This window comes from Microbacterium sp. 71-36 (genome assembly GCF_001898305.1).
Classification (GTDB): Bacteria; Actinomycetota; Actinomycetes; order Actinomycetales; family Microbacteriaceae; genus Microbacterium.
The window spans coordinates 76,431-102,391 of record NZ_MKTP01000004.1; the positions used below are offsets into that span (position 1 = coordinate 76,431).

Here is a 25,961-nt window from a genome sequence, read left to right on the forward strand (position 1 = left end):
GGTGCGGCATCCGCGGGCTCGGGGGTCGCGTCGCCGTGGGTCACGGCTCCAGGCTATCCGCCGGGCCGCGTCCGCCTGGTCGTGCCGAGGTGCAGGACGCGTTGCCCCCACGCGGGCCGGGCGCCTCCGCCGAGCTCCGTCCGCGCGCGAGCGATCGCGTTTTCGGGCGCCCGAAATATCGCTAGGGTTTCGGCATGCCGAAAAATCCGGATGCCACGATCCCGCGCCGCGCACCCGGCCGCGCGCCCTGGCTCCTGGGCCCGGCGATGGTCGCGGGAGTCGCCTACCTCGACCCCGGCAACGTGGCCAGCAACATGACGGCGGGAGCCGTGTTCGGGTACCTGCTCGTGTGGGTGGTGGTGCTGGGCAACGTGATGGCGTGGCTCATCCAATACCTGTCGGCGAAGCTCGGCATCGTGACGGGCGAGAGCCTGCCGCAGCTCCTCGGCCGCCGGATCCACCGCCCCTGGGCTCGCCGGGCGTACTGGCTGCAGGCCGAGCTCGTGGCGATGGCCACCGACGTCGCCGAGGTCATCGGCGGCGCCGTCGCGCTCGATCTGCTCTTCGGCATCCCTCTGCTGTGGGGTGGGGCGATCACCGGAGTCGTGTCGATCGCCCTGCTGATGGTGCAATCGCGCCGCGGCGCCCGCGCTTTCGAGACGGTCGTGATCGGCCTCCTGATCATCATCGCCGTCGGCTTCACCGCGGGACTGTTCTTCGCGCCCCCCGATCCTGCCGCCGTCGTCGGCGGGTTGGTGCCCCGGTTCGACGGGGCCACGTCGGTGCTCTTGGCGGCCTCGATCCTGGGCGCGACGATCATGCCGCACGCGATCTACGCCCACTCGGCGCTGAGCCGCGACCGGTTCGCCCCCGCCGAGCCGACCGGCGCCGCCGACCTGGAAGCGGCGCGCGGCGTGTCGACGCCGCGGCTGCTGCGCGCGACGCGGTGGGACGTGACCATCGCCCTCGCCGTCGCCGGCACCGTGAACCTCGCGATCCTGCTGCTCGCCGCCGCGAACCTCACCGGCGTCGAGGGCACCGACAGCCTCGAGGGCGCGTACGCGGCCCTCCGCGACGGACTCGGGCCGATGGTCGCGACGTTCTTCGCGGTCGGGCTGCTCGCGAGCGGGCTCGCCTCGACGTCCGTCGGCGCGTACGCCGGCGCCGAGATCATGCACGGGCTGCTCCGCGTCCGGATCCCGCTCCTCCCCCGTCGCCTCGTGACGTTGATCCCCGCCCTCCTGATCCTCGGGGCCGGCATCGACCCGACGCTCGCCCTCGTCCTCAGCCAGGTCGTGCTGTCGTTCGGCATCCCGTTCGCCCTCATCCCGCTGGTGGCGCTCACCGCCCGCCGAGAGGTGCTCGGCGAGTACCGCAACCGCACGCTCACGACGGTGGCCGGCGTTGCGGCGTCGGTGTTCCTCGTCGCGCTGAACGCCGTGCTCCTGTGGCTGGTGTTCAGCGGCGGTTAGGCTGAGGGCGTGGAATCGCCCGTGGCCGACGACTATCTCAAGGCCATCTACCACCACACCGAGTGGCAGGACGACCCGATCACGCCCTCGCAGCTCGCCGGCGTGCTGGGCCTGGCGCCTTCCAGCGTCACCGAGATGGTGAAGAAGCTGGCCGCGCAGGGGCTGGTCAGTCATCGGCCCTACGGCCCCGTCTCGCTCACGGCCGCCGGCGAACGGCGCGCGGCGTCCGTGATCCGCCGCCACCGCCTGATCGAGACCTGGCTCGTCCGCGAGTTCCGCTACTCGTGGGACGAGGTGCACGACGAGGCCGAGGTGCTCGAGCACTCGCTCAGCGACCGCCTGCTCGAGGGCATCGACGATCGGCTCGGGCGCCCGCGGTTCGACCCGCACGGGGATGCGATCCCGGATGCCACCGGCGCGGTGCACCGCGAGCCCTTCGTGCTGCTGCAGGACGCGGCATCCGGTCACTCGGGGCGCGTGCTGCGCGTGAGCGACCGCGACCCCGAGCTGCTGCGGGCGCTCGTGGAACGCCGGATCGACGTGGGCCACGAACTCGAGGTCGTCTCGGGCGACGTCGTCCGCGCCGACGGCGTCGAGGTCGCCCTGCCCGAAGGCGCCGGCGCGTCGGTCTGGCTCACGCGCTGAGTCCGCTCGCGCGCCCCGCACCGCTCTTCTCCCTCGCGTTGCGGTGACCGCCGTTACGCTGACCCCACCGGCTCCCACCGAGCCCCCAGGGAGGCATCCATGACCAGCACCGCCGCGGCCCGCCGCCCGCTCCCCGTCACCGTGGCGGTGGCGCTCGTGTACGTCGGCGGTTTCGCGAACACCGCGCTCGGCATCCTCGTCCTGCTGGCCCGCTACCAGGTGGACGCCGACGACGTGCTGCCCGTGTCGCTCGTCGGCGCGGCGACCATCCTGCTGGGCCTGCTCACGGTCGCCGGCGGCTCGTCGCTCGCTCGCGGCAGCCGCCTGGCGCGGAATCTGCTGACCGCGTACCTGTCGCTGCTCGTCGTCCTGCAGGCTCTCGCACTCGCCCTCACCGAGCTCGACCCGACGATCATCGCCGCCCTGCTGGCCGCGGTGGCGGTGCTCGCCGCGGTGTGGATCCCCCCGACCGCGCGGCGCTACTTCCGCCCGACGCCCTCCGCGGGCGCCCCGTCGCCGATGCTCTGACCCGACGCTCCGACGGCGGCGGCCGGCATCCCGAGCATCCGCCGCACGAAGCGCCGATGGGCGAACCGCACGACCTCGATCGCTCCGACGGCGACGATGACCACCCCGGTGACCAGCCACGCGCCGTCTTCGCCCGGATCCTGCAGCTGGAAGAACTGCCCGAGCGGCGGGATCGTGAAGATCGCGGTGAGCGCGATGAACATCGCTCCGATGACGAGCACCTTCACCCGGGTCACGGGCCGCGAGAGCACCGTGAGCACCCAGATCGCCACGATCGCGAGGATGATCGTGGCTCCGGTCCGCAACTGCTCGACGCTCAGCCCCAGCGCCATCGCGGCGCGCGTGTAGAGCGTCAGCGCGACGGCGATCACCAGGCCCGCCGGGATCGCGAAGCTCAGCGACCGACGCAGGAACCCCGGCACGTAACGCTGCGTGTTCGGCAGCAGGGCGAGGAAGAAGGCCGGGATGCCGATGGTCAAGCCGTCGGTGATCGAGAGCTGACGGGGCAGGAACGGGAACTCCATCACCAGGGCGCCGAAGAGAACGGCGAGACCCGTGGCGTAGACGGTCTTGGTGAGGAAGAGCATCGAGACCCGCTCGATGTTGGCGATCACCTGGCGCCCCTCGGCGACGACCGACGGGAGGTGCGAGAAGCGTCCGTCGAGCAGGACCAGGCGCGCCACCGCCTTGGTCGCGGCGGCGCCCGAGTTCATCGCGATGCCGATGTCGGCGGTCTTGATCGCCAGCGCGTCGTTGACGCCGTCGCCGGTCATGGCGACGACGTGCCCGCGCCCCTGCAGGGCCGAGACCATGCGCCGCTTCTGGTCGGGCGTGACGCGTCCGAAGACCGTGTGCTCCTCCAGGATGCGTCCGAGCTCGACGTCGTCGTCGGGGAGAGTGCGCGCGTCGTACCCTTCGTCGACCTCCAGGCCGACCTCGCGGGCGATCGCGGCGACCGTGCGAGGGTTGTCGCCCGAGATCACGCGCACGGCGACGCCCTGTTCGCGGAAGTAGGCGAGCGCCTCGGCGGCGTCGGGGCGCACCGCTTCGACGAAGGTGAGGACCGCCACCGGCGTGGCGCCCGCGGGGAAACGCTCCGCAGCGACGTCGGCGTCGTCGAGCGCGGCCGCGGTGTGCGCGAGCACCAACGTGCGCCGCCCCGACGAGGCGAGCCGGGTCACGGCCGCACCGAGGTCGCTTGCGGCATCCGCGGCCGTATCGCCGAACACCATCTCGGGTGCCCCGAGCACCCAGGTTCCGGCGGCGGCCCCCGCGAACGACACGGCGCTCCACTTCCGGGCCGACGAGAAAGGGATCCTCTGCATCACCGTCAGCGGCACCGCGACCGGGAAGGGTTCGCGAAGGCACTGCGCGGTGGCGTTGGCATCGTCGGCCGCGCCGTACCAGGCGAGCACGTCGCGCCAGCCGTCGGCCGGCTGCATCTCGAGAGCGGCGTCGAAGCGGATCTCGCCCGCCGTGAGCGTGCCCGTCTTGTCGAGGCAGATGATGTCGACCCGCGCGAGGCCCTCGACCGCGGGCAATTCGTTGACCAGCACCTTCTTGCCCGCCAGACGCGCGGCCCCGACGGCGAACGCGATGGAGGTCATGAGCACGAGGCCGAGCGGGATCATCGCGGTCAGCGCCGCGATCGTGTTGACCACGGCCTGCGACCACGTGCCCTGCTGCCACGCCTGCACCCAGCCGCCGGCGACCATCATCTGCGCGTTCAGCACGAGCAGCCCGATGGGCCCGATGCCCCAGCCGACCCATCGGAGGACGCGGTCGATCGACGTCCGCAGCTCGCTCGAGACGAGCTGGAACCGCTTGGCCTCGGACGCGAACGCGTTGGCGTACGACTCGGCGCCGACGCGCGTGACGCGCGCCGTGCCCTCACCGGCCACGACGATCGACCCCGACAGCGCCTCATCGCCCGGCCTCTTGTCGACGGCATCCGACTCGCCCGTCAGCATCGACTCGTCGATCTGCAGGGCGCGCGTCTCGACGACGACGGCGTCGGCGGGAACCTGGTCGCCCGCGCGGAGGACGAGCAGGTCGTCGCGGACCACCTCGGCGGGGGCGATCTCGGCGTCGACGCCGTCGCGGCGCACTCGCGCGCGCGGCGCGTTCAGCAGCGCCAGGCGGTCGAGCGCCGCCTTGGCGCGGAACTCCTGCACGCAGCCGATCACGGCGTTCGAGAGCGCCGCGACGCCGAACAGCGCGTCCTGCCAGCGGCCGAGGAGGAGCAGCACGAGGAAGCACGCGCCCACGATCCCGTTGAACAGCGTGAAGACGTTGGCCCGGACGATGTTCCACGCGGAGCGGCTGCTGTCGGCGACGAAGGCGTTCGTCTGACCGGCCGCGACCCGCTCGGCCACCGCAGCCGCCGTCAGCCCGCGGTCATCGGCCACGGTCCCGGCGGCGGTGGGGGATTCCATGCGATCACTGTAGAGGCACGGCCCGACATGGCGGCGGTGGGCTCAGGATGCCGTGCGGCGCACCCGCTCGAACGGCCACCGGACGTGCGTCGCGGTCTCGCACGCCCGCCACAGGTCGGCGCTGAGGGAGCCGTCACGCGTCAGCCGCGCGGGGGTCGCCCGACGCGGGGCACCGCGCACGACCTGCGCCGGTCCGTACATCGAGCCGCCCTCGGCGAGCGGATCGACCAGCGCGCGCACCAGCGCCCACGCCCCCTCGTCCTTGCTCTGCGTGAAGGCGGCCTGCAGGTTGTCGACGAAGCGCGTGAGGCGCGTGGGTTCGTTCACGCCCCGGATGCCACGGGTCCGGCCGCTCGTGGAGTATCCGGGGTGGGCGACCAGGCTCTCGACCGGCACGCTGTGCGCCTTCAGCCGCCGGTCGGCCTCGAGCGCCAGCATCGTCGTCGCCGCCTTGGACTGCACGTACGCGCGCCACGGCGTGTATCCGTCGACGAGCTCGGGGTCGGTGGGGACGTGCTTCCAGAGCGAGGTGGACATGCTGCCGACCCACACCATCCGGCCGCGCGCAGTGGCCAGCGGGGTCAGCAGTTCTCCGGCGAGCGCGAAATGTCCGAGCACGTTCGTGGCGAAGACCTTCTCGTGTCCGCCCGACAGCTCGCGGGTCTTGGGCGGGTGCACGATGCCGGCGTTCATCAGCAGTCCGTCGAGACGGCCCCGCGCACGGACCGTCGCCGCGGCGGCGCGCACCGACCCGAGATTGCTCGTGTCGAGCAGGAGCGTCTCGATGGAGGCATCCGGGTGCGTCCGACGCACCGCCTCTTTCGCGAGCACGAGCCGATTGGGGTTCCGGCCGGTCAGGAGCACGTGCGCGCCCGCGCCGGCCAGCTGCTCGCACGCGAAGTAGCCGAGTCCGCGGGTCGCCCCGGTGACGAGGTACGCGCGGCCCGTGAGGTCGGGAAGGTTCCGGGGGTCCCACTCGTCGCGCGCCACCCTTCGACCCTAACGATCTCTCTCGACGCCGTCACGGGTGCATTCCGGATGCGGAATACCGATCTCGTGAACTTTTTCGCTCGGTCGTGTGACGAATGGCCGGGTCGGTGCGTCTGAGGAGTGAGCACACCGGCTCCGCCGCAGCCGTCACCCGGCGCGACGACGTCATTTCAGGGAAGGAACCGATCATGGGTCTCGACGACAAGATCAAGAACGCCGCTCAGGACATCGTGGGCAAGGCCAAGGAAGCCATCGGCAACGCCACCGACAACGACAAGCTCGCCGCCGAGGGCAAGGCCGACCAGGTCAAGGCCGACGCGAAGAAGGCCGGCGAGAACGTCAAGGACGCCTTCAAGTAAATCGCCGCGTTCGAACGGGCCGCCGACCTCGCGTCGGCGGCCCGAGCTTTTGCCCCATGGTCGTGTCCGACCCCGGAGATAGGCTGATCGCATGCGAACCCGTGGCGACGTGGAGTGCTGGCTGACCGACATGGACGGCGTGCTCGTCCACGAGAACACCCCGATTCCCGGTGCGTCCGAACTGCTCGCGCAGTGGCGCGCCGAAGGCACCCCGTTCCTCGTGCTGACCAACAACTCGATCTTCACTCCGCGCGACCTGAGCGCGCGGCTGCGGTCATCGGGTCTCGTGGTGCCCGAGTCCTCGATCTGGACCTCGGCGCTGGCCACGGCCGACTTCCTGCGCTCGCAGATGCCGGGCGGCTCAGCCTTCGTCATCGGCGAGGCGGGACTCACCACGGCGCTGCACGAGGCCGGTTTCATCATGACCGAGACCCACCCCGACTACGTGGTGGTCGGCGAGACGCGCAACTACTCGTTCGAGGCGATCACGAAGGCCATCCGCTTCATCCGCGACGGCGCCCGTTTCATCGCCACGAACCCGGATGCCACGGGCCCCTCGACCGAGGGAGTGCTCCCCGCGACGGGGGCGATCGCCGCGCTGATCACGAAGGCGACCGGCAAAGAGCCGTACATCGTCGGCAAGCCGAACCCCATGATGTTCCGTTCGGCGCTCAACCGGATCGGCGCGCACTCCGAGAACACCGGCATGATCGGCGACCGGATGGACACCGACATCGTGGCCGGCATCGAGGCGGGGCTGCACACCGTCCTGGTGATGACGGGCATCAGCGACCAGAGCGAGATCGAGAAGTACCCGTTCCGTCCCGACGAGATCCTGGCATCCGTCGCCGACCTGGTTCGCGACGAGCCGGTCGAGTCCGACCTCGCCGACGGCGAAGAGGGCCTGGCCGAAGGCCTGTGACGTGGGCGCGCTCGACGACGGGGTGAAGGTCGCGGCGCTCGACGCCGCCGAGTGGGGCCGCTGGCTCGAAGAGAACCACACCGTCTCGAAGGGCGCGTGGCTGCTGCGCGGCCGGGGCGCCCACGCGGGGCGCTACGTCGAGTACGAAGAGGCGATCTGCGAGGCACTGTGCTTCGGGTGGATCGACGGTCCCGTGCGGGTTTTCGATGAGCTGAGCTCGGGGCTGTGGTTCGCTCCCCGCCGCGCGACCAGCGGGTGGGCGGCGACGAACAAGGCCCGCATCGCCCGGCTCGAGGCCGAGGGGCGCCTGCGACCGGCCGGACTCCGCGCGCTGGAGGTCGCGCGCGCGAACGGCGCGTGGGAGATCCTCGACGGGCGCGAGGCGGGCATCGAGCCGCCCGAGCTGACGGCCGCTCTCGACGCCGTGCCCGCGGCCCGGGCGAACTGGGACGCGTTCCCTCCCTCGGCCCGCAAGTTCGGGCTCACGCAGATCGCGATGGCCGTCCGGCCGCAGACCCGCGCCACGCGGATCGCCAAGATCGTGGCCGACGCCGCCGCGGGCACACGCCCCGCCTGACCAGGAGACCCGATGGACGACCGCACGCTCTGGCTCCTCACCGCCTTCCTGATCACCGCAGGCACGTTGGTCGCGTTCATCGTGCAGTGGCGGCGGTCGCGTCGCGGGGACCATCGCGATCCGTTCGACGGTCCGGGCGACGGCGGGGAGTGACCCGGGCGGCCGCGTGCGCGGCATCCGGCTGCGAGAACAGGGCATCGTTCGGCGACAGGACGATCCGTGCCGAGACGGTCCTGTTCTCGGCGAATCGCCTGTTCTCGAAACGGCCGCGAGCGGATTACTGCGGCTGCAGGCCCAGGTCGTCGAGGTCGATGGATGCCAGCCACTTCAGGCCCTCGGCCTCGATCGCGGCCTGCGCGCCGGTCTTGCGGTCGACGATGACGGCGACGGCGACGACCTCGGCGCCCTCGCGGCGCAGCGCTTCGACGGCCTTGAGAGCCGACTGGCCGGTCGTGGAGGTGTCCTCGACCACGACGACGCGCTTGCCCTTGACGTCGGCGCCCTCGATCTGACGGCCGCGGCCGTGGTCCTTGGGCTCCTTGCGCACGACGAACGCGTCGAGCGGGTGGCCCGCGTGCACCGACTCGTGCATCACGGCGTTGGCGATCGGGTCGGCGCCGAGCGTGAGCCCACCGACGGCGACGACACCGTCGAGGTCCTTCACGAGGTCGAGCACGAGACGGCCGATCGCGGGGGCGGCACGGTGGTCGAGCGTGAGCTTGCGCATGTCGACGTAGTAGGTCGCCTTCTTGCCGCTGGAGAGCGTGAAGTCGCCGTGGAACACCGCCTCGGCGTTGATCAGGCCGATGAGGGCCTGGCGGTCGGCTTCGAGCTCGGGCGTTGCGGCGGTGGTCACGGCGTCGAGTCTATTGCGCCGTGGTTCGCGGCATCCCTCCCGCGGACCTCGTGACCGACACACCGGGCACGGACGGCCACCGACGGCGTGTCGCCCGCCGGCTCCGCAGGACGGTACGCCCGACCAGGGGCCCCGCCCGGAGGCCGCGGCATCCGTCTCGCGGAGTTCCTCGGCGACACGCGGCACCGACGCGGACGAGAACGGCGTGTCGCCGACGAACTCCGCACGGCGGACACGGCCGACCGCCCGGCGATGTCGCCACCCGAAAGTAGGCTGGATGCCATGCGCCTGGCCACCTGGAACGTCAACTCCATCCGCGCCCGCGTCGCCCGCACCGTCGAGTTCGCCGTGCGCGAGCACATCGACGTTCTGGCGATGCAGGAGATCAAATGCAAGACGGAGCAGTTCCCGTACGCGGCGTTCGAGGAGGCCGGGTACCACGTGGTCGCGCACGGGCTGAATCAGTGGAACGGCGTCGCGATCGCGAGCCGTGAGCCGATCGAAGACGTCGAGATCGGGTTCCCCGGCATGCCCGGGTTCGAGAAGGGCAAAGAAGGCCCCGACCTGCCGAAAGAGGCGCGCGCGATCGGCGCCACCATCGACGGCGTACGCGTGTGGAGCCTGTACGTGCCGAACGGCCGCGGTCTCGACGACCCGCACTACCGCTACAAGCTCGACTGGCTCGAGGCCCTCCGCCGCCACACAGAGGACACCCTCGTGGCGAACCCCGGTCTCCCGCTGGCCCTGACCGGCGACTTCAACATCGCCCCCACGGATGCCGACAACGGCGACCCCACGGTGATCGAGGGCGTGACCACGCACGTCTCCCCGCCGGAGCGCGCCGCGTTCGCCGCCTTCGAGTCCGCGGGACTCACCGATGTCGTGCGGCCGCTCATCCCCACCGGCTACACGTACTGGGACTACAAGCAGCTGCGTTTCCCCCGCAACGAGGGGCTGCGGATCGACTTCATCCTCGGCTCGACGGCGTTCGCCGACGCCGTGCAGGGCGCCGAGATCCATCGCAACGAGCGCAAGGGCGAGGTGCCCAGCGACCACGTGCCCGTCGTCGCCGACCTCGACTTCTCACACGGTGAGGACGACGACGATCTGCCGATGATCTTCGGCTGACGGCATCCGGTCCTCCGTCGCACGGGGGAGGCGGGAGCGACGGCACCCTCCGTAGGCTCGCCCTCTTGAGGGAGGAGCTCCATGACATCGACGAACGCCCCGCAGGGGTCCACGGCTGTCTGGTACTTCGTGGCGGCGGTGTTCGTGCTGACATTTCCGAACCTCTTCTTCCCCGATGTGAACCTGGCGCTGCGCATCGCGCTCCTCGTCGCCGGCCTCGCCCTCATGGGCGCGGGGTTCGTCCAGCTCCGTCGGGAGATCGCCGCGAAGAGCCACCCCGACGACACTCCACGCGCCGACGAGGAGTGACCCGCAACGACCGGCGCAGCCGCGTCGTCCCGCGCATGATCTTCGGCTGACGGCATCCGGCGATCTTTTTTCGCCCCTCTGTCGATTCCGCCCGTCGCCGTTCGACGCGATAGTAGGGGCAGGCATCCGCTCCCCCGGAACCCACGGCAGCGAGGAAGAGAAGAGACCATGACGAAGTACATGCTGATCATGCGCGGCACCGACGAGGCGTACGCGGCGTACAAGCAGATCCCGTTCGAGCAGATCATCAACGACATGGGTGCGTACAACGAGTCCATGATCACCGCGGGCGTGCTCGTCGCCGGCGACGGCCTCGCCGAGGACATGAGCCAGAACTTCGTCGTCGAGTTCGGCGGTGAGGAGCCCGTGGTCACCGACGGTCCCTACGGCGAGACGCACGAGCTGTTCAACGGCTTCTGGATCATCGAGGTGTCCTCGCGCGACGAGGCGATCGAGTGGGCGCGCCGCGCGCCGCTCATCGCCGGCAACAAGCTCGAGGTCCGCCGCGTGACCGACGAGACCGACTTCGCCGCGTTCGCCGACAACGAGTACATCCAGAAGGAGGAGGGCTGGCGCGAGGAGCTGTCCGGCCGGTGACCCCCGACCCCGAGGTCGCGCGCCGCGTCGCGGCGATCTGGCGCATCGAGGGCGCCCGGATCGTCGCGGCGCTGGCCCGCGTGGTCGGCGACCTCGGCACCGCGGAGGACCTCGCGCAGGACGCGCTCGTCGAGGCCGTGGAGCAGTGGGGGCGCGACGGCGTCCCCCGGAACCCCGGGGCGTGGCTGACGGCGGTGGCGAAGCGGCGCGCGATCGACGGCTGGCGGCGCGAGCAACGCCTCGGCGAGAAGTACCGGCTCCTCGCCGCCGACCTCGACGAGGTGGCCGACGACGTGTGGGAGCCCATCGACGACGACGTGCTGCGTCTCGTGTTCGCCGCCTGTCACCCGGTGCTCTCGCGCGAGGCGCAGGTGGCGTTGACGCTGAAGGTCGTGGCCGGCCTCGACACGGAGGCGATCGCGCGCCTCTTCCTCGTGCCGGTTCCGACGATGCAGCAGCGGATCGTCCGGGCGAAGAAGGCGCTCAGCGCCGCCCGCGCGCCCTTCGCGGTGCCCGAACCGGCGGAGTGGCCGGCGCGGCGCACCGCGGTGCTCACGGTCGTGTACCTGATCTTCACCGAGGGCTACGTCGCGAGCACCGGTGACGCGGTGCTCCGCACCGAGTTGGCGCACGAGGCGCTGCGGCTCGGTCGCGTCCTCGACCGGCTGCTCCCCCGCGAGCCGGAGGTGCTCGGGCTGTCCGCGCTCATGGAGTTCCAGGCATCCCGCTTCGCGGCCCGCGTCGACGGGAACGGGGATGCCGTGCTCCTGGCCGACCAGGACCGACGACGGTGGGACCGCTCGGCGATCGCCCGCGGGCGCGCGCTGCTCGACGGGGCCGATGCGCTGGGCAAGGGTCGCGGTCCCTATCAGCTGCAGGCGGCGATCGCGCTGTGTCACGCGGAGGCGGCGAGCGTCGACGAGACCGACTGGGACCGCATCGTCCTGCTGTACGAGATGCTCGGCCGGATCACCGCGAACCCGGTCGTCGAGCTCAATCGCGCGGTCGCCGTGTCGATGGCATCCGGCCCCGAGGAGGGGCTCGCGATCGTCGACGGGATGGATGCCACGCCCCTCCGCGGCTCGCATCTGCTGCCCTCGGTGCGCGGCGAACTGCTCGCGCGCCTGGGTCGCGTCGAGGATGCTCGCGCCGCGCTGCTCGAGGCCGCCGACCTCACCCGCAACGCCCGCGAGGCGGCACTGCTGCGGCGGAAGGCCGAGGCACTCCGCCGCTGAGGGGTCGAGGAGAACGATTTTCGGGGCGCGTTCCGCGCTTCGGGGCGTGAGGTGCGCGGCCCGAAGCGCGAAACGCGCCCCGAAGGGAGAAGCGGGGTCAGGCCGCCGGCACCGGCGCGGGAGCCGTCCGCTGGGCGAGCGTCACGAGCGCCTCGATGATCGAGCGCAGGAACGCCGCCGTGCCCTCGTCGGTGACGGTGCCGTCCTCCTCGAAGAGGCCGGGCGTGGACTGGATGTAACCCTCGGGCTGGCCGAGGACGAGGGCGTTGTAGTGCAGGAGCACCGAGCGCAGGTGCTGCTGGCCGGCCGCCGTGGCGATGCCGCCCTGCGACGTGCCGATGACGGCGGTGGGCTTGTCGTTGAACGACGCCTCACCGTAGGGACGCGCCGACCAGTCCAGCGCGTTCTTCAGCACGCCGGGGATCGAGCGGCTGTATTCGGGGGTCACGATGAACACCGCGTCGGCATCCTCGATCGCGTTCTTGAAATCGACCGCGACCTGGGGGAAGTTGCCGTCGTAGTCGGGCGAGTAGAACGGGAGGTCCTTGATCGGGATCTCCTTCAGGGTCACGCCCTCGGGCGCCACCTTCTCGAGCGCCTTCGCCAGGCGGCGGTTGATCGAGGTGCTGGAGATGCTTCCGACGATGTAGCCGATGGTGTGGTCGGTCACGATGATCCTTCCTGGACGACGAGGGCGCGGGCGCCCGAATGCATTCACGTGCAAGCTTTTCGTTTCTCGGACTATTCCCCGCGGGGCTTGACTCCGCCCCCAGGGGGATGCCGGACGTCGGAAGCCCCCTCTACCGTGGAGGGATGCCGAACCTCACCCGGGCGCAGTGGCGCAGCGACATCGTGCTCGCGGCGGTGCTGTTCGTCGGAGGGCTGCTCAGCGCCGTGCTCTCCGCGGTCGCGGGGATCTACGGCGATCAGCAGGCCGAGTTCGTCCTCGCCGTCGCGTACGTCGCGGTGCTGTCGATCCCGCTCGCCTTCCGGCGACGCTGGCCGTCGATCGTGGCCGTGATCGTCTCGGCGGCGTACTTCTTCGCCGTGACGCTGAGAGTGCCCGAGGTGTACGCGGGCAACATCGCGATGTTCATCGCGATCTACACGGTCGGAGCGTGGTCGACGAACCGACGCCGGGCCACGATCGTGCGGGCGGCCATCATCCTGGGCATGTTCGCGTGGCTGTTCGTGGTGATGTTCCAAGATGCGACCATGCCGGTCGACCAGGTGCCCGAGGGATTCCCGTCGCGCACGGGCGCCTTCTCGCCCTTCGTCGCCTCGCAACTGCTGGGGCTCGCCCTCAACGCCCTCTTCTTCGGCGGCGCGTACTTCTTCGGCGAGCGCTCGCATCAGCAGCGCCTGCAGCGTCTCGCCCTCGAGGAGCGCACGGCCGAACTCGAGGCCGAGCGCGAGATCACCGCCGCCCAGGCCGTCGCCCTCGACCGGGTGCGCATCGCGCGCGAACTGCACGATGTCGTCGCCCACCACGTCTCGCTGATGGGCGTGCAGGCCGGAGTCGCCCGCTCGGTCATGGACCGCGACCCGGACACATCGCGCGAGGTGCTGAGCGGCATCGAGGAGTCGGCGCGCACTTCCCTGCGCGAGCTGCGCCAGCTGCTCGAGACGCTCCGCACCCCGGATGCCGGCGAGGAGCCGAACGTCGACACCGCTCCGACCACCCACGGGCTGGCATCCATCCCCTCCCTCGTCGAGGCGGCCTGCGCCGCGGGACTGCCGACGACGTTCGCCGTCATCGGCGAACCGGCGACCGAGCCGTCCCCGGTGGTGCAGGTGAACCTGTTCCGCATCGCCCAGGAGGCGTTGACGAACGCCCGTCGGCACGCGGGGCCGGATGCCACGGCCGACGTGCGTGTGCGGTTCGACGACTCGACCGTCGAACTCGAGGTGACCAACACGGGCCGCCGCGCGTCCGGAGCCCCGGGCCTCGGGCAGCGCGGGATGCGCGAACGGGCGGCCGTGTCGGGCGGCAGCATCGAGATGGGGCCGCGCACGCGCGGCGGCTATCTCGTGCGGGTGCGTGTTCCCCTGGCGGAGGCGGAGGTCGCGCATGTCTGACCTGCGCGTGCTGCTGGTCGACGACCACGCGATGATGCGGGCGGGGTTCCGCACGATCCTGTCGCTCGAAGACGACATCGAGGTCGTCGGCGAAGCGCGCACGGGGATCGAGGCGATCGCCGCGGCGGAGACACTGCAGCCCGACGTGATCTGCATGGACGTCCAGATGCCCGACATGGACGGGCTCGAGGCGACGCGGCGCATCGTCGCCGACCCCGGCTCGGACGCCGCCGTCCTCATCGTCACGACGTTCGACCGCGACGACTACCTGTTCGACGCCCTTGCGGCGGGCGCGAGCGGCTTCCTGTTGAAGAACGCGGGACCGGAAGAGCTGGTGGGCGCGGTGCGCGTCGTGGGCGCGGGCGACGCGCTGCTCGCCCCCGAGGTCACGCGCCGCGTCATCGCGCGGTTCGCGGGCCAGGGCGGCGAGGCCGTGGCATCCCCCGCACAGCGTCCGGCCGCCCCGCCCCTCGTCCTCGCCGAGCCGCTCACCGACCGCGAGACCGAGGTGCTGAAACTCGTCGCCGAGGCTCTGAGCAACGCCGAGATCGCCGCGCGGCTGTTCATCGGCGAAGCCACCGTGAAGACGCACGTGTCGAACGTGCTGCAGAAGCTCGGCGCGCGCGACCGCGTCCAGGCCGTCGTGCTGGCCCACCGCCACGGCCTGGCGTAGGGCTCCCCCGCACGACGGAGGGACGGAACCCGCCCCCGGACGGATGACGCGCCGCACGGCCGTCCGTAGCGTGGATGCCATCACCAGAAAGGGGTGGACCGTGCTCGAACTGAACGGCATCACCAAGAGCTACGGCGGACGCCGGGTGCTCGACGACGTGACCTTCACCGTGGCCCCGGGGCGTCTGACGGGATTCGTCGGCGGCAACGGCGCGGGAAAGACCACGACCATGCGGATCGCGCTCGGCGTGCTCGGGAAGGATGCCGGCACGGTGTCGATCGACGGCGCCGAGCTCACCGCCGGGGACCGCCGCCGCTTCGGCTACATGCCCGAGGAGCGCGGCCTGTACCCGAAGATGAAGGTCGTCGAGCACATCGCCTACCTCGCGCGCCTCCACGGCTTCGGCAAGGCGGAGGCCACCGCGAAGGCGACCGCCCTGCTCGAACGCCTCGGACTCGGCGAGCGCCTGAACGACCTGGTCGAGACGCTGTCGCTCGGCAACCAGCAGCGCGCGCAGATCGCCGCGTCGCTCGTGCACGAGCCGGAGGTCCTGATCCTGGACGAACCGTTCTCGGGCCTCGACCCGCTCGCGGTCGACGTCGTCGCGAGCGTGCTGCAGGAGAAGGCGGCGACCGGGACCGCCGTGCTCTTCTCCTCGCACCAGCTCGACGTCGTCGAGCGGCTGTGCGACGACCTCGTGATCATCGCCGCCGGCACGATCCGTGCGGCCGGCAGCCGCGACGCGCTCCGCGCGCAGCACGCGACGCACCGGTACGAGCTGCTCTCCGGCGGCGACGCGGGCTGGCTCCGCGACCAGCCCGGCATCACGGTCCTCGACTTCGACGGCGGGTACGCCGTCTTCGACGCGGCCGACGACGACGCGGCTCAGGCCGTGCTGCGGGCGGCGGTCGCCCGCGGCGACGTGGCGAGCTTCGCGCCTCAGCGCCCGACCCTCGCCGACATCTTCAAGGAGGTCATCCAGTGAGCACCGCACCCACCTCGCGCCGGTCGGCGCCGGGCGCTCCCAGCGAACTGCAGAGCGTGTGGCTCGTGGCCGAGCGTGAGATCGGATCGAAGCTGCGCAGCAAGGTCTTCGTGATCTCGACGGCGATCCTCGTGCTCGCCGCCCTCGCGTCGGTGCTCTGGGGCGGTTTCGCCGCGCAGAACGCCGGGGGCAGTGGCATCCCCGTCGCCGTCACGAACCAGACGCAGCCCGCGCTGTCGGGGGTCGAGGGCGTCGACGCGACGGTCGCCGATTCCGACGCCACCGCCCGCGCGCTCGTCGAGGACGGGACGGTGGATGCCGCCCTCGTGTCGGGATCGTCGAACCCCGCGTTCGACTACACCGTCGTGGTGAAGGACAAGGTGCCGGGGGCGCTGCTGCAGCTGCTCAGCGAGACTCCCGAGGTGGAGACGATGGAACCCGGCGCGGGCGCGGCGGATGCGCTGCGCTACTTCATCGCCCTCGGGTTCGGCATCGTGTTCCTGATCGCCGCGAGCACCTTCGGCGGGACGATCGCCCAGAGCGTGGTGGAAGAGAAGCAGACGCGCGTCGTCGAGATCCTGATCTCCGCCATCCCGGTACGGGCGCTGCTGGCGGGCAAGGTGCTCGGCAACACCATCCTCGCGATGGCGCAGATCGTGCTGCTCGCGGCGGTGGCCGTGATCGGGCTCGCGGTGACGGACCAGGTGGGGGTGCTCGGTGCTCTCGGCGCACCGATCGCGTGGTTCGCGATCTTCTTCCTCTTCGGATTCACACTGCTGGCCTCGCTGTTCGCCGCGGCCGCCGCGATGGTGTCGCGCCAGGAGGACATCGGCGCGACCACGACCCCGATCACGATGCTCGTGATGGCGCCGTACTTCCTCGTGATCTTCTTCAACGACAACCCCGTCGTGCTGACGATCATGTCGTACGTGCCGTTCTCGGCACCGGTGGGGATGCCGCTGCGGATGTACCTCGGTGACGCGCAGTGGTGGGAGCCGGTGCTGTCCCTGGTGATCCTCATCGCCTCCTGCATCGCCGCGATCGCGATCGCCGCGCGGATCTACCAGAACTCCCTGCTGCGCATGGGCGCGCGCGTCAAGCTCGCGGAGGCGCTGCGGGGCTGACCGGCTCGGGCCCGGTCACCGGCGGGATGGATGCCACGGCTTCTGGCATCCATCCCGCTTTCCGTGTCGCGAGGTCACTCTTCGAGGACGGCGAGGACGTTGCCCGCGGGATCGCGGAACCAGGCGATCAACGGTCCTCCTTCGCGCATGATGCCGCGCGAGTCCGTGGGGATGTCGGCGTCGTCGTAGATCTTGGTCTCGACGCCGCGCGAGCGGAGATCGTCGACGGCGGCCTCGACGTCGGCGACCGGGAAGTTCAGGACCGTGAACGACGCGGGCTCGTGATGCGGTTTGCCGTACACGAGCACGCGCCCACCGGATCCGAGGTGCAGGACGAGGAACCCGGATCCTTCGAGCACCTCCACCCGTATGCCGAGGGTGTCGGCGTAGAAGCGGTGGGCGGCGTCGAGGTCGTCGACGGCCAGGCCAGAGAAGGCCCCGTCAGGATCGAACATGGTCGTGCCCCTTTCTCTAGTTCGGCCGCACGTAGGCCGTGACGCTGTCGGAGAGTCGGATCGGCGTCCCCGCGACGGTGTCGTCGGCCGGGTCGCCGATGGCGACGGAGAGGTTCTCGTCGACACCGAAGACCGCCGCGCCGGGCTGCGCGCCGCTCGCGCACCCCGCCGACCACGGCCGGTTGTCGGTGGAGGTGAAGACGGCGATGCACCGGCCGTCGCCGTCGTCGGGGACGGCGAGGTAGATGCGGAAGTCGCGGATCGTGGCGATGTAGCGGATGCTCGCCGGGTCGATGCCGCTGTCGGACAGGATGTCGCCGGAGATCACGTCCTCGGAGGTCTGCACGAAGGCGAGTTCGGGCAGGCCGGATGCCGTGGCGTCGGTCGGGGCGGGCTGAGTGGCCGCGGCGAAGCCGATCGCGATGCCGAGCCCGAGGAGGGCGACCGCCCCGAGGGCGGTGAGGATGCCGCGCGTGACGCGACGGGGCGGTCGCGGGGTGGCATCCGTCGGCTCGTCGCGCTCGACCGGCGCGGTGGGCGCAGGCTCGTCCGGTGCCGGGTCTGCGCGGGCTCGGTCCTCGAGGGCGCTCAGCCGGGCGATCTCCTCGACCGTCGGAGCGCTCCCGCGCCCGCCGTACACGCGCTCGCGCAGCCGCGCGAGCTCGACGTCGTCGCCGCTCATCCCTCGACTCTAGGGCGCGGCCGGTGGGGCGGCTCCGTGGGGGTCGGGAGGCCGGGCGTCGGCTCAGGGATCTGCACAGACTCAGTGGCATCCGCCCCGATCGGACTGACATTGCGCGGATCGCTGACATGGCGCGAATCGCCGAGGGCGCGCGCCGCGCCCGCCTCACTCCGTCACGTAGGCCGTGACCGACTCCGACAGGCGCACGGGCGTTCCGCGGATCGACATCCGGGACGTGTCGCCGAGCGCGACGCTCAGGTGCCGGTCGATGCCGAACACGGCGCCGTCGTCGAAGGGTCCTCCGGTCGTGCATCCTGCGGACCACGGCTGATCGTTGACGACGATGAACGTCACCACGCACACCCCCTCCCCCCGCTCCGGCTGAGCGAGGAACACGCGGAAGCCGCGCATCACGGCGATGTACCGGGTGGTGGCGGGGTCGATCCCACTGTCGTCGATGATGCTCGCCGAGATGACGTCGTCGTCGGTCTGCGGGAACGCCAGCTCGGGGTACCGCGTCGACGGGGTCGGAGACGGGGTGGCCGAAGCGGCGACGAGGGACGGTGCGGCCACGCCCGCGGCGTACCCCGCCCCGAGCAGGACCCCCGCCGCGACGACCGCCGCGATCACCGCGAGCGCGCGGTGGCGCGGGGGTGCGGCATCCCTCGGCGCCCCCTCGTCGGCAGGGTCGCCGGGCGGGTCCACGGGCTCGGCGGATGCCAGGGAAGCGGCGGCCGGAGCGTGATCGGCGGCAGGGCTCGGGGCACGGCGGGCACGGGCGGCCTCTTCGAGGGCCGTGAGGCGTGCGATCTCGTCCGGTGTCGCCGGGAGGGCGGCAGCGCCGTAGACGCGCTCGCGCAGGTGGTTCAGCTCGACGTCGTCGTCGCTCATGCCCCGACTCTAGAACCGCCCGGGGCAGGGTGGGGCGGTCGTCAGGGAGCCGTGGCGCCCAGGGCGTCCGCCGCGCCCACGAGCGCGAGGTGCGACAGCGCCTGCGGTGTGTTGCCGGCCTGCCGCTTCCCCTTCGGGTCGTACTCCTCGGACAGCAGCCCCACGTCGTTCGCGACCGCGGTCAGCCGCCGCATGAGGGCGACGGCGTCGTCGCGTCGGCCCGTGCGCGCGTACTGGCCGACGAGCCAGAACGAGCACGCCAGGAACGGGTGCTCGTCGCCCGCGAGCCCGTCGACGCCCGTCGTCCGGTAGCGCAGCAGCCACCCGTCGGGCATGAGGGTCTGCTCCATGCGCGCGACGGTGGCGAGCATGCGCGGGTCGTCGTACGCGCAGAAACCCACCTGCGGCAGGATCAGCAGCGACGCGTCGACCTCGTCGGTATCGGCGTGCTGCGTGAACCAGCCGCCGCCGTGCACGCCGTGCGCGTCGATGTCGCCCCGGAGGCGATCGCGCAGCTCACGCCACGTGTCGACCTCGCCGTCCAGCCCGTTCTCTTCCACGGCCCGGATGCCACGATCGAACGCCGCCCACACCATCGCCCGGGAGTGCGTGAAGAAGTGCGGGTCGCCGCGCATCTCCCAGATGCCGTTGTCGGGACGGTCGACCCACTGCACGAGCTGATCGAGCAGCGTGCGCTGCAACGCCCACGAGAACGTGGTCTCCTCGACGCCGGCCCTCCGGGCGGCCTCGAGGGCGACCATGACCTCGCCGATCACATCCGCCTGGTACTGATCGACCGCGCCGTTGCCGATGCGCACCGGCCGCGCCCCCTCGTAGCCGGGCAGGCTCGTGATCTCGCGCTCGGGCAGGTCGCGCTCCCCCGCGATGCCGTACATGATCTGCACGTCGGCGGGATCGCCGGCGATCGCCCGCAGCAGCCACGTGCGCCAGCGATGCGCGGCGTCGAGGTAGCCGTGGTCGATGTACGCGACGAGGGTGAGCGCCGCGTCGCGGAGCCACACGTAGCGGTAGTCCCAGTTCCGTTCCCCGCCGAACGCCTCGGGCAGCGAGGTGGTGGCCGCGGCCACGATACCGCCGGTCTCCGCGTGGGTCAGCGCGCGCAGGACCAGGAGCGAACGGGTGACGAGCTCGGCGTGCTCACCCGCCGCCTGCACGCGCTCCGCCCACGAGGCCCACCACTCGATGGTGCGTTTGAGCGTGGCATCCACGTCGATCGGGGCGGGCGCCTCGCGCCACGACGGCCCCCATTGCAGCACCGAGTCGACGCTCTCGCCCGCGACGGTCGTCCACCGCGCGCGGTGCGCGGTGTCGACCGCGATCAGGCGCGGACCGCGCAGGACCACGGCATCCGGCCCGGCGACCGCGAGGATCGCGTGCGCGTGGCCGTCCCCGATCTGCCGCACCCACGGCACCGCCCGGGCGTAGTCGAACCGGAACCGCACCTCGCTGACGAAGTCGACCTCGCCGGAGATCCCGACCACGCGCCGCACCACGGCCTCGACGCCCTCGTCGATCGGCATCGCGTCGTGCACCTCGGCCACCCCCGTCGCCGTCTGCCAGCGCGTGACCAGCACGAACGTGTCGGCGTCGTAGTGGCGGGTGACCGTGGCATCCGGATCGCTCGGACGCAGCGACCAGGCCCCGTGCGACTCGTCGCCGAGCAGCGCGCCGAACATCGACCCGCTGTCGTAACGGGGCAGGCAGAGCCAGTCGATGCTGCCCCAGCGGGACACCAGGGCGGCGGATCGGCAGTTGCTGAGGACGGCGTAGTCCTCGATCGCGGTGCTCACCCTCGTGATTGTGACAGGGGATGCCGACATCGTGGCCGTGCATCCCGCCAGTGGCATCCGTGGGCTCGCTGCAAGCGACCACGCGGTGTCGGACGGGGACGCTACGGTGGCCCCATGCCGGCGGACACCACCCTGATCATCCTGGGCGCTTCGGGCGACCTCACCTCGCGCCTCCTGCTGCCCGCCCTCGGGCAGTTGCTCACGCGCGAGCCGAGCCGCTCGGTCCGGCTGCACGGCGCCGGCATGGAGGACTGGACCGACGAGAAGTGGCGCGACACCGTGCGCGCCTCCTTCGCGACGATGGGCGCCGAGAAGGCCTTCGAGAAGGTGGCCGACACCACGTACAGTCAGGCCGACATCACGAAGACCTCCGACCTGCAAGAGCTCCTGGATGCCGCGGAGGGCCGGCCGGCGCTGTACTTCGCCGTCCCCCCGGCGGTCGCCGAGAAGGCGTGCGTCGCGCTGGCCGACGCGACCCTCCCCGACGGGACGATCCTGGCTCTCGAGAAGCCGTTCGGCACCGACGAAGCCAGCGCCCACGCTCTCAACGAGCAGGTCGCGAAGCTCGTCCCCGAGAACCAGGTGTTCCGCATCGACCACTTCCTCGGCCGTTCGACGGTGCTGAACCTGCTCGGCGTGCGCTTCGCCAACCGTCTCATCGAGAGCGTGTGGTCGGCCGACGACATCGCCGGTGTCACGGTCGACTTCCCCGAGAAGCTCGGGCTCGAGGGGCGCGCGGGCTACTACGACCACGCCGGGGCCCTGGTCGACATGATCCAGAGCCACCTGCTGCAGGTCATGGCGTTCGTGACGATGGAGCCGCCGTCCTCGCTCGACCAGCTCGATCTCCGGGATGCCACCTCCGCGGTGCTGCGTGCGACGCACGTGTGGGACGACGACGCCGTGAAGAACTCCCGCCGCGCCCGGTACACCGAGGGCACGATCGGCGACCGGCACTTCCCGTCGTACACCGACGAGCCCGGCGTCGACCCCTCGCGCCAGACGGAGACGCTCGCCGAGATGACGGTCGAGGTGCGCACCGCGCGCTGGCAGGGCGTGCCGATCGTGCTGCGGTCGGGCAAGGCACTGGGCCCGGATGCCGGCGACCCGGCCGTGACGGTGACCTTCAAGCCCGTGCGGCACCTGCCCGACGGATTCGTCGGCGAGAGCGCCCCCTCGGTGCTGACGTTCTCCCTCGGCCCCGACACCATGAGCCTCGGGCTGAACGTCAACGGCGCCGACGACCCGCTGGAGCTGGAGCGCGTGACCCTCGCGGCCGACCTCGGCGAGGGCGGCCTGAAGGCTTACGGCGAGGTGCTCTCCGGCATCCTGGACGGCGACGCGATGCTCGCTGTCCGCGGCGACGCCGCCGAGCAGTGCTGGCGCATCGTGCAGCCGGTCATCGACGCGTGGCGCGCCGATCGGGTGCCGCTCGACGAGTATCCGGCGGGGACGGCCGGTCCGACCTCCTGGGGGCTGTGACTTTCTCCGTCACACGGGAACATCCGGGGGTCCGACGGCGTTCGATGGACTGGGTCAACGGCGCCCCGGCAACGTTCTCACCCTCAGGAGTACCCCATGTCCCACGTTCTCGACCGCACCGCCCAAACCGACGTCCCGATCCTCGACGTCCTGGCCGAGCGCTGGAGCACCCGCGTCTTCGACGCCGCCGCCCCCGTCGACGAAGAGGCGCTGCGCGCCGCCCTCGAGGCCGCCCGCTGGTCGCCGTCCGCCAACAACACCCAGCCGTGGCGTTTCCTCCTCGCCCGCCGTGGAACCGACGCGCACGCGAAGATCGTCGAGTCGCTCGTCGGATTCAACCAGGGGTGGGCGCCGGCCGCCGGTGCCCTGCTCGTCGTGCTGGCCGAGACCGTCGACTCCGACGACAACGCTCGCCCCTGGGCGACCTACGACGCCGGACAGTCCGCCGCGTTCTTCACCGTCGAGGCCCACGCCCGCGGCCTCGCCACCCACACCATGGGCGGCTTCTCGGGCGAAGACCTGCGTGACGCGTTCGACATCGACCCCCGCTTCACCCCGGTGACCGTCATCGCCGTGGGCGCCTTCGGTGACCTGGATGCCGCCGACGAGGCCGTCCGCGCCCGCGAGTCGGCGCCGCGCACGCGCCGGCCCATCGCCGAGTCCCTGCTGCTCGACGCCTGACACGACGCCGGTCTCCGGCATCCATCCGCCCCCGTATCCGCGCCCGCGGTGCGGGGGCGGACCCGTCTGCGGCGGAGAACCGGCGCGACATCGCGCACGGGTGAGTGCCGCACCCGGCTCAGCGCTCGACCAGCACGCCGTCCTCGTCGGCCCACACGTGCCGCCCGGGCGTGAACACCACACCCGCGATCGTCACGGGGACATCGACCTCGCCGACGCCGTCCTTCGCGCTCTTGCGCGGGTTCGAGCCGAGCGCCTTGACCCCCAACGGCAGGGATGCCATCGCCGCCCGATCGCGGATCGCGCCGTGCACGATGATCCCCGCCCACCCGTTCTCGACGGCCGACGCGGCGATGAGGTCGCCGACGAGCGCGGACTCGAGCGAACCGCCACCGTCGACGACCAGCACGGCGCCCGCTCCGGGCGTGGCGAGCACCCGCTTCACGAGCGCGTTGTCGCGGTGGCACCGCACGGTACGGACGAGGCCGTCGAACGCGATGCGCCCGCCGAGGTCGAGCATCTGCAGGGAGAGCGAATCGAGCTCGTCGCCGCGCTCGTCGTAGAGGTCAGCCGTAGCGATCGTCATGCGGCCAGGCTAGCGACGGGGGCCTGCGCGGGGCGTCTGGCCGTGGCATCCACCCCTCAGCGATAAACGCGATTCACGGCGAGACACGGCGGGAGAGCGCGTTTATCGCCGGGAATCGCGTTTATCGGCACCAGAGGCGGGGGGGCCGAGCGCGGGCGGGCGGGACGCGGGGCTACTCGATGATCTCGGCCTCGATCACGTCGTCGTCGCCGGGCTCCGGCTCGGCGGCGGGGCCGGCGCTCGTGAGCACCAGCGACTCGCCGTCGCTCGCGACGTCCACCTTCACCAGGTCGCCGTCGCGCACGCCGCCCGCGAGGATCGCCATCGCGAGGCGGTCCTGCACCTCGGACTGGATCAGGCGACGGAGCGGACGCGCCCCGTACACCGGGTCGTACCCGCGCTCGGCGAGCCACGACCGGGCGTCGGGCGTCACCGCGAGGGTGAGCCGACGCTCGCGCAGCCGCTTGTGCAGCGCGTCGACCGCGAGCTCGACGATCTGGGCGAGGTCGTCCTCGGTCAGCGCCTGGAAGATGACGATGTCGTCGAGACGGTTCACGAACTCGGGCTTGAACGCCTGCCGCACCAGCGCCTGCACCTGCGCGCGCTTGACCTCGATCGACAGCGTGGGGTCGATGAGGATCGGCGAGCCGAGGTTCGACGTCAGGATCAGGATGACGTTGGTGAAGTCGACCGTGCGGCCCTGGCCGTCGGTCAGCCGACCGTCGTCCATCACCTGCAGCAGGATGTCGAACACCTCGGGGTGCGCCTTCTCGACCTCGTCCAGCAGCACGACGCTGTACGGCCGCCGACGCACGGCCTCGGTGAGCTGACCGCCCTGCTCGTAGCCGATGTATCCCGGAGGGGCACCGACGAGACGCGCGACGGAATGCTTCTCGCCGTACTCCGACATGTCGATGCGGACCATGGCGCGCTCGTCGTCGAACAGGAAGTCGGCGAGCGCCTTCGCGAGCTCGGTCTTGCCGACACCCGTCGGGCCGAGGAACAGGAACGAACCGACCGGGCGGTTCGGGTCGCTGATGCCGGCGCGCGAGCGCCGCACGGCGTCGGACACCGCCTTCACGGCATCCTTCTGTCCGATCAGGCGCTTGCCGAGCTCGCGCTCCAGGTGCAGGAGCTTCTCGGTCTCGCCCTGCAGGAGACGCCCGACCGGGATGCCGGTCCACGCGGCGATGACGGCGGCGATGTCTTCGTCGGTGACCTGGTCGTTGACCATGCGGTCGCCGGCGGGCTCCTCGCGCTCGGCGGTCATCAGCTCACGCTCGAGCGCCGGGATGTCGGCGTACAGCAGGCGCGACGCGCGCTCGAGGTTGCCCTCGCGCTGGGCGCGTTCAGCATCCACCCGGGCCGCGTCGAGCCGCGTCTTGAGGTCGCCGACGCGGTTGAGCGACGCACGCTCGCGCTCCCACCGGGCCTGCAGCTCGTCGAGCTTGGCCTGCTCGGCGGCGAGGGTTTCGCGCAGGGTCGCCAGGCGCTCCTTCGAGGCGGCGTCCTTCTCTTTCTTCAGCGCCAGCTCTTCGAGCTTCAGGCGGTCGACGTGGCGGCGCAGCTCGTCGATCTCGAGCGGAGCCGAGTCGATCTCCATGCGCAGCCGGGACGCGGCTTCGTCGATCAGGTCGATGGCCTTGTCGGGCAGCTGCCGCGAGGGGATGTAGCGGTGGGAGAGGGATGCCGCAGCGACGAGCGCCGCGTCGGCGATGGCGACCTTGTGGTGCGCCTCGTACCGCTCCTTGAGTCCGCGGAGGATCGCGATGGTGTCTTCGACCGTGGGCTCGCCGACGTAGACCTGCTGGAAGCGGCGTTCGAGCGCGGCATCCTTCTCGATGAACTCGCGGTATTCGTCGAGCGTGGTCGCGCCGATGAGGCGCAGTTCGCCGCGGGCGAGCATGGGCTTCAGCATGTTGGATGCCGCGACCGAGCCCTCGCCGCCGCCCGCGCCCATGAGCACGTGCAGCTCGTCGATGAACGTGATGATGCGGCCGTCGGACTCGGTGATCTCCTTGAGGACGCTCTTCAGCCGCTCCTCGAACTGGCCGCGGTACATGGCACCGGCCACGAGGGCCGAGATGTCGAGCGACACGAGCTCCTTGTTCTTGAGGCTCTCGGCGACGTCGCCGGCGACGATGCGCTGCGCGAGCCCCTCGACGACGGCGGTCTTGCCGACGCCGGGCTCGCCGATGAGGACCGGGTTGTTCTTCGTGCGGCGGGTGAGCACCTGGCTGACGCGCCGGATCTCGCTGTCACGCCCGATGACGGGGTCGAGCTTGCCCTGGCGGGCCCGGTCGGTGAGGTTGATGCCGAACTGCTCGAGGGCGCTGCGCGCGTCCTCCTGCCCCGGCTGTTGTGTGGCGTTCATCTCGTTCTCCTGGGAAGTCGTTTCGCAAACTTGAGTTGCGTTGACTCAAGTTTAGCAGCGGCACAACCGGAGGGCAATGGATGCG

The 25,961-nt window shown here is 71.3% G+C and carries 27 protein-coding genes; 17 read left to right on the plus strand and 10 right to left on the minus strand.

From position 1 onward, the window contains the following. Positions 1-194: 194 nt before the first annotated feature. The 3 genes from BGO45_RS11845 (at position 195) to BGO45_RS11855 (ending at position 2,645) form a co-directional block, all read left to right on the plus strand. Entirely contained in the window at positions 195-1,472 is a 1,278-nt protein-coding gene (locus BGO45_RS11845) for an Nramp family divalent metal transporter (RefSeq protein ID WP_292694501.1), read from the plus strand. A gap of 9 nt (positions 1,473-1,481) precedes the next feature. After that, positions 1,482-2,117, plus strand: coding sequence for a metal-dependent transcriptional regulator (locus tag BGO45_RS11850; RefSeq protein ID WP_076493198.1), 636 nt, complete (start codon positions 1,482-1,484; stop codon positions 2,115-2,117). Between the two features lie 99 nt (positions 2,118-2,216). Beyond that, complete coding sequence (locus BGO45_RS11855) at positions 2,217-2,645, plus strand: hypothetical protein (protein WP_292694503.1); 429 nt, start codon at positions 2,217-2,219, stop codon at positions 2,643-2,645. Here BGO45_RS11855 and BGO45_RS11860 read toward each other — a convergent pair. Together BGO45_RS11860 and BGO45_RS11865 are read right to left on the minus strand one after the other, a co-directional pair. Beyond that, positions 2,597-5,080: an HAD-IC family P-type ATPase gene (locus BGO45_RS11860; RefSeq protein WP_292694505.1), complete on the minus strand. Its 2,484-nt coding sequence runs from the start codon at positions 5,078-5,080 to the stop codon at positions 2,597-2,599. The two genes, BGO45_RS11855 and BGO45_RS11860, sit on opposite strands and share 49 nt — an antisense overlap. A gap of 42 nt (positions 5,081-5,122) precedes the next feature. Continuing rightward, on the minus strand, positions 5,123-6,070 hold the full coding sequence (locus BGO45_RS11865; RefSeq protein WP_292694506.1) for an SDR family NAD(P)-dependent oxidoreductase: 948 nt from the start codon (positions 6,068-6,070) through the stop codon (positions 5,123-5,125). Positions 6,071-6,258: 188 nt separating this feature from the next. On the opposite strand from BGO45_RS11865, the gene BGO45_RS11870 reads away from it, so the two are divergent. The 4 genes from BGO45_RS11870 (at position 6,259) to BGO45_RS11885 (ending at position 8,081) form a co-directional block, all read left to right on the plus strand. After that, the gene (locus tag BGO45_RS11870) at positions 6,259-6,429 is read left to right on the plus strand and encodes a CsbD family protein (protein ID WP_076493705.1); all 171 of its coding nucleotides are present in this window, start codon (positions 6,259-6,261) and stop codon (positions 6,427-6,429) included. A 91-nt stretch (positions 6,430-6,520) separates the two neighbouring features. Further along, positions 6,521-7,351: an HAD-IIA family hydrolase gene (locus BGO45_RS11875; protein WP_076493194.1), complete on the plus strand. Its 831-nt coding sequence runs from the start codon at positions 6,521-6,523 to the stop codon at positions 7,349-7,351. A 1-nt stretch (position 7,352) separates the two neighbouring features. Then, positions 7,353-7,928, plus strand: a complete 576-nt coding sequence (locus BGO45_RS11880; protein ID WP_292694509.1) for a YdeI family protein — start codon at positions 7,353-7,355, stop codon at positions 7,926-7,928. A 12-nt stretch (positions 7,929-7,940) separates the two neighbouring features. After that, positions 7,941-8,081 carry a hypothetical protein gene (locus BGO45_RS11885; protein ID WP_292694511.1) on the plus strand — a complete coding sequence of 47 codons (141 nt, stop codon included), beginning with the start codon at positions 7,941-7,943 and terminating at the stop codon, positions 8,079-8,081. 124 nt (positions 8,082-8,205) lie between these two features. Here BGO45_RS11885 and pyrE read toward each other — a convergent pair whose 3' ends face one another. Further along, entirely contained in the window at positions 8,206-8,784 is a 579-nt protein-coding gene (pyrE, locus tag BGO45_RS11890; protein ID WP_292694513.1) for an orotate phosphoribosyltransferase, read from the minus strand. 282 nt (positions 8,785-9,066) lie between these two features. Here pyrE and BGO45_RS11895 point away from each other — a divergent pair, with 282 nt between their 5' ends. The 4 genes from BGO45_RS11895 (at position 9,067) to BGO45_RS11910 (ending at position 12,053) form a co-directional block, all read left to right on the plus strand. Beyond that, the gene (locus tag BGO45_RS11895) at positions 9,067-9,912 is read left to right on the plus strand and encodes an exodeoxyribonuclease III (protein ID WP_292694515.1); all 846 of its coding nucleotides are present in this window, start codon (positions 9,067-9,069) and stop codon (positions 9,910-9,912) included. A gap of 81 nt (positions 9,913-9,993) precedes the next feature. Further along, on the plus strand, positions 9,994-10,221 hold the full coding sequence (locus BGO45_RS11900; RefSeq protein ID WP_292694517.1) for a hypothetical protein: 228 nt from the start codon (positions 9,994-9,996) through the stop codon (positions 10,219-10,221). A 168-nt stretch (positions 10,222-10,389) separates the two neighbouring features. Beyond that, positions 10,390-10,818: a YciI family protein gene (locus tag BGO45_RS11905; protein ID WP_022878177.1), complete on the plus strand. Its 429-nt coding sequence runs from the start codon at positions 10,390-10,392 to the stop codon at positions 10,816-10,818. Then, entirely contained in the window at positions 10,815-12,053 is a 1,239-nt protein-coding gene (locus tag BGO45_RS11910) for an RNA polymerase sigma factor (RefSeq protein ID WP_292694519.1), read from the plus strand. The genes BGO45_RS11905 and BGO45_RS11910 overlap by 4 nt, the downstream gene beginning before the upstream one ends. Positions 12,054-12,150: 97 nt before the next feature. On the opposite strand, the gene BGO45_RS11915 is transcribed toward BGO45_RS11910, so the two are convergent. Then, positions 12,151-12,723 (minus strand): NADPH-dependent FMN reductase, encoded by a 573-nt coding sequence (locus BGO45_RS11915; protein ID WP_292694520.1) that lies wholly within the window; start codon positions 12,721-12,723, stop codon positions 12,151-12,153. A gap of 143 nt (positions 12,724-12,866) precedes the next feature. Here BGO45_RS11915 and BGO45_RS11920 point away from each other — a divergent pair, with 143 nt between their 5' ends. From BGO45_RS11920 to BGO45_RS11935, 4 genes are all read left to right on the plus strand, one after another. Beyond that, complete coding sequence (locus tag BGO45_RS11920; RefSeq protein ID WP_292694521.1) at positions 12,867-14,132, plus strand: sensor histidine kinase; 1,266 nt, start codon at positions 12,867-12,869, stop codon at positions 14,130-14,132. Next, positions 14,125-14,805, plus strand: coding sequence for a response regulator transcription factor (locus BGO45_RS11925; RefSeq protein WP_292694523.1), 681 nt, complete (start codon positions 14,125-14,127; stop codon positions 14,803-14,805). Before BGO45_RS11920 ends, BGO45_RS11925 begins: the two co-directional genes overlap by 8 nt. 100 nt (positions 14,806-14,905) lie before the next feature. Further along, positions 14,906-15,790: an ABC transporter ATP-binding protein gene (locus BGO45_RS11930; RefSeq protein ID WP_292694525.1), complete on the plus strand. Its 885-nt coding sequence runs from the start codon at positions 14,906-14,908 to the stop codon at positions 15,788-15,790. Beyond that, positions 15,787-16,914 carry an ABC transporter permease gene (locus BGO45_RS11935; protein ID WP_292694527.1) on the plus strand — a complete coding sequence of 376 codons (1,128 nt, stop codon included), beginning with the start codon at positions 15,787-15,789 and terminating at the stop codon, positions 16,912-16,914. Before BGO45_RS11930 ends, BGO45_RS11935 begins: the two co-directional genes overlap by 4 nt. 74 nt (positions 16,915-16,988) lie before the next feature. On the opposite strand, the gene BGO45_RS11940 is transcribed toward BGO45_RS11935, so the two are convergent. The 4 genes from BGO45_RS11940 to BGO45_RS11955 all read right to left on the minus strand — a co-directional run bounded on the left by BGO45_RS11940 (position 16,989) and on the right by BGO45_RS11955 (position 20,753). After that, complete coding sequence (locus BGO45_RS11940; RefSeq protein ID WP_292694529.1) at positions 16,989-17,369, minus strand: VOC family protein; 381 nt, start codon at positions 17,367-17,369, stop codon at positions 16,989-16,991. A gap of 16 nt (positions 17,370-17,385) precedes the next feature. Further along, positions 17,386-18,051, minus strand: a complete 666-nt coding sequence (locus BGO45_RS11945) for a hypothetical protein (protein ID WP_292694531.1) — start codon at positions 18,049-18,051, stop codon at positions 17,386-17,388. A 165-nt stretch (positions 18,052-18,216) separates the two neighbouring features. Further along, positions 18,217-18,942, minus strand: coding sequence for a hypothetical protein (locus BGO45_RS11950; protein WP_292694533.1), 726 nt, complete (start codon positions 18,940-18,942; stop codon positions 18,217-18,219). Positions 18,943-18,983: 41 nt separating this feature from the next. Then, positions 18,984-20,753, minus strand: coding sequence for a glycoside hydrolase family 15 protein (locus BGO45_RS11955; RefSeq protein WP_292694535.1), 1,770 nt, complete (start codon positions 20,751-20,753; stop codon positions 18,984-18,986). Between the two features lie 114 nt (positions 20,754-20,867). Here BGO45_RS11955 and BGO45_RS11960 point away from each other — a divergent pair, with 114 nt between their 5' ends. Beyond that, entirely contained in the window at positions 20,868-22,235 is a 1,368-nt protein-coding gene (locus BGO45_RS11960) for a glucose-6-phosphate dehydrogenase (protein ID WP_292694536.1), read from the plus strand. Between the two features lie 96 nt (positions 22,236-22,331). Continuing rightward, positions 22,332-22,916: a nitroreductase family protein gene (locus BGO45_RS11965; protein ID WP_292694538.1), complete on the plus strand. Its 585-nt coding sequence runs from the start codon at positions 22,332-22,334 to the stop codon at positions 22,914-22,916. A 118-nt stretch (positions 22,917-23,034) separates the two neighbouring features. On the opposite strand, the gene rraA is transcribed toward BGO45_RS11965, so the two are convergent. Beyond that, entirely contained in the window at positions 23,035-23,502 is a 468-nt protein-coding gene (gene rraA / locus BGO45_RS11970) for a ribonuclease E activity regulator RraA (protein WP_292694540.1), read from the minus strand. Positions 23,503-23,674: 172 nt separating this feature from the next. Continuing rightward, entirely contained in the window at positions 23,675-25,876 is a 2,202-nt protein-coding gene (locus tag BGO45_RS11975) for an AAA family ATPase (RefSeq protein WP_292694542.1), read from the minus strand. Positions 25,877-25,961 lie beyond the last annotated feature (85 nt).